Here is a 3,246-nt window from a genome sequence, read left to right as displayed (position 1 = left end):
TACCAGAGAGTGTGTGCCGAGTCACACCGCACAAAACAAGAAAACGTTTGTCTGTCGTAAGTCGGCTCCCTATAATACGCGCGTCTCAATTCCCCCCACTTTAAAACTTGGTGAGAAAGGCCATATGGATATCTTGCGTGGTGCCCCAGCACTGTCTGATTTTCGTGTCCAAAAACTGCTGCAACGCTTCGCACAGATGAGAAACGAGAGTGGAGTAGAGAGCGGAGTAGAGATAGAGGATGTCTATGCCGAGTATGTGCACTTTGCCGAGCTGACAAGCCCCCTCTCTCCCCCCGAGCGAGCGACCTTGGGCCAGCTCTTGCGCTACGGCCCGACCATCCCCGAACACACCCCCAGCGGTCAGCTGTTTCTTGTTACCCCCCGTCCCGGCACTATCTCCCCCTGGTCTTCCAAAGCAACCGACATCGCCCACAACTGCGGCCTGAAACAGGTCAAGCGGCTGGAGCGTGGTATTGCCTATTACCTGACGATGAAGGGTGAGTTGAGTGCCGCCCAGCGCAGCGCCATTGCCGCCGTGCTCCATGATCGGATGATGGAAGTGGTGTTTGCCGACATGGACGCGGCGAGCGCCCTGTTTGCTCACCATGAGCCGCGTCCCTTCACCCAGGTGGATGTGCTGGGTGGTGGTCGCGCAGCCTTGGCCGAAGCCAACGTGGCGCTGGGTCTGGCGCTGGCCGATGACGAAATCGACTATCTGGTGGAGAACTTCACCAAGTTGGGTCGCAACCCCAACGACATCGAGCTTTACATGTTCGCTCAGGCGAACTCAGAGCACTGTCGCCACAAGATCTTCAACGCCGACTGGACCATCGATGGTGAGCTGCAGCCCAAGTCGCTGTTCAAGATGATCAAGAACACCTTCGAGCAGACGCCGGATCATGTCCTCTCTGCCTATAAAGACAACGCCGCCGTGATGGAAGGGAGCCTGGGTGGCCGCTTCTTCCCGAGCCCGGTCAATGGCGAATACCAGTATCACCAGGAACAGGTCGACATCCTGATGAAGGTGGAGACCCACAACCACCCGACCGCAATCTCCCCGTTCCCGGGGGCAGCTACCGGCTCCGGCGGCGAGATCCGCGATGAGGGGGCCACCGGTCGCGGTGCCAAGCCCAAGGCGGGTCTGGTCGGTTTCTCCGTCTCCAACCTGCGTATCCCCGGCTTCGAGCAGCCCTGGGAGCAGGATTTCGGCAAGCCAAGCCGTATCGTCAGCGCGTTTGACATCATGCAGGAGGGGCCGCTCGGCGGCGCCGCGTTTAACAACGAGTTCGGCCGTCCGGCCATTCTCGGTTATTTCCGCACCTTCGAAGAGGAGGTGCCGAGCCACAACGGCGTCGAGGTGCGTGGCTACCACAAGCCCATCATGCTGGCGGGCGGCATTGGCAACATCCGCTCCGAACACGTTCAGAAAGGGGAGATCCCGGTCGGGGCGGCCCTCATCGTGTTGGGTGGTCCGGCGATGAACATCGGTCTGGGCGGCGGCGCGGCTTCCTCTATGGCTTCCGGCCAGTCGGCCGAAGATCTCGACTTTGCCTCGGTGCAGCGTGACAACCCCGAGATGGAGCGCCGTTGCCAGGAGGTGATCGACCGCTGCTGGCAGCTGGGGGACGACAACCCCATTGTCTTCATCCACGATGTGGGGGCGGGTGGTCTCTCCAACGCCATGCCGGAGCTGGTCAACGATGGCGAGCGCGGCGGTCGTTTCGATTTGCGCGCCATCCAGAGCGACGAGCCGGGCATGAGCCCGCTGGAGATCTGGTGCAACGAATCCCAGGAGCGTTACGTGCTGGCGGTAGCGAAGGACAAGCTGCCGCTGTTCAAGGCCCTGTGCGAGCGCGAGCGCGCACCCTATGCCGTCATCGGTACCGCGACCGAAGAGAAGCACCTCACCCTCTCTGACAACCACTTTGACAATCATCCTATCGATCTGCCGCTGGATGTGCTGCTCGGCAAGACCCCCAAGATGCACCGCGAGGTCGAGAGCCTGCCCGCACAAGGCAAGCCGCTGGCCCTTGATGGCATCACCCTAGTGGAGGCGGCCGAGCGGGTTCTGCGCCTGCCGACCGTGGCGGAGAAGTCCTTCCTCATCACCATCGGCGATCGCAGTGTGACCGGTCTTGTTAACCGCGATCAGATGGTTGGCCCCTGGCAGATCCCGGTGGCTGACTGCGCCGTCACGGCGGCGACCTACGACAGCTACCACGGCGAAGCCATGTCGATGGGGGAGCGCACCCCGGTGGCGCTGCTCTCCCATGCGGCCTCTGCCCGCATGGCGGTAGCGGAAGCGCTCACCAACCTGGCGCCGGCTCATATCGGTTCCCTCAAGCGAGTCAAGCTCTCCGCCAACTGGATGGCCGCTGCCGGTCACCCGGGTGAAGATGCCGGTCTCTATGAGGCGGTCAAGGCGGTGGGTGAGGAGCTCTGCCCGGCCCTTGGCATCACCATCCCGGTGGGCAAGGACTCCATGTCCATGAAGACCCGTTGGCAGCAGGATGGCAAGGAGCACAGCGTCACCTCGCCGCTTTCTCTGCTCATCTCCGCCTTTGCCCGGGTTGAGGATGTGCGCAACACCGTTACGCCGCAGCTGCGTACTGATCTCGGTGAAACCGACCTTATCCTTATCGACCTTGGCAATGGCAAGCAGCGCCTCGGCGCCTCGGCGCTTGCGCAAGTCTATCGCCAGCTGGGTGACAAGGCGCCGGATCTCGACAACCCGGTCCAGCTCAAAGGCTTCTTCAACGCCATTCAGGCGCTGGTGGCCGATCGCAAACTGATCGCCTATCACGACCGCTCTGACGGCGGCCTGTTCGTCACCCTGACCGAAATGGCATTTGCTGGTCACTGTGGCCTCGACATCCAGCTCGATCGCATCGGCGGCGAGCTGCTGCCTGCGCTGTTCAACGAAGAGTTGGGCGCCGTCATTCAGGTGCGCCGTGAAGATAAAGAGGCGGTGATGACCCTGCTGGCCGGTCACGGTCTGGCGGCCTGCTCCCATGTGCTCGGTACCGTGCGCGAAGGGGATCTCATCACCCTGCAGCGGGGCGGTCAGGAGGTCTATCGCGCCAGCCGCACGGCTCTTCGCACCATCTGGGGCGAGACCAGTTGGCAGATGCAGCGCCTGCGCGACAACCCGGCGTGCGCCGACAGTGAGCACGCGGCCCGTCAGGACGCCACCGATCCGGGTCTGCATGCCAAGCTGACTTACAACCCGTCCGAGGATGTGGCTGC

The 3,246-nt window shown here is 62.4% G+C and carries 1 protein-coding gene; it reads left to right on the top strand.

Features of this window, described 5'->3' with window-relative positions:
• Positions 1-124 precede the first annotated feature (124 nt).
• A partial coding sequence (purL, locus tag ACRAUW_RS17470) for a phosphoribosylformylglycinamidine synthase (protein ID WP_431363289.1) occupies positions 125-3,246 on the top strand: 3,122 nt, incomplete at its 3' end.

This window comes from Aeromonas sp. (assembly GCF_050633025.1).
GTDB lineage: Bacteria > Pseudomonadota > Gammaproteobacteria > Enterobacterales > Aeromonadaceae > Aeromonas.
Note: the sequence above shows the minus strand (reverse complement) of the source record. Positions and strands in the feature narration are given on the sequence as shown.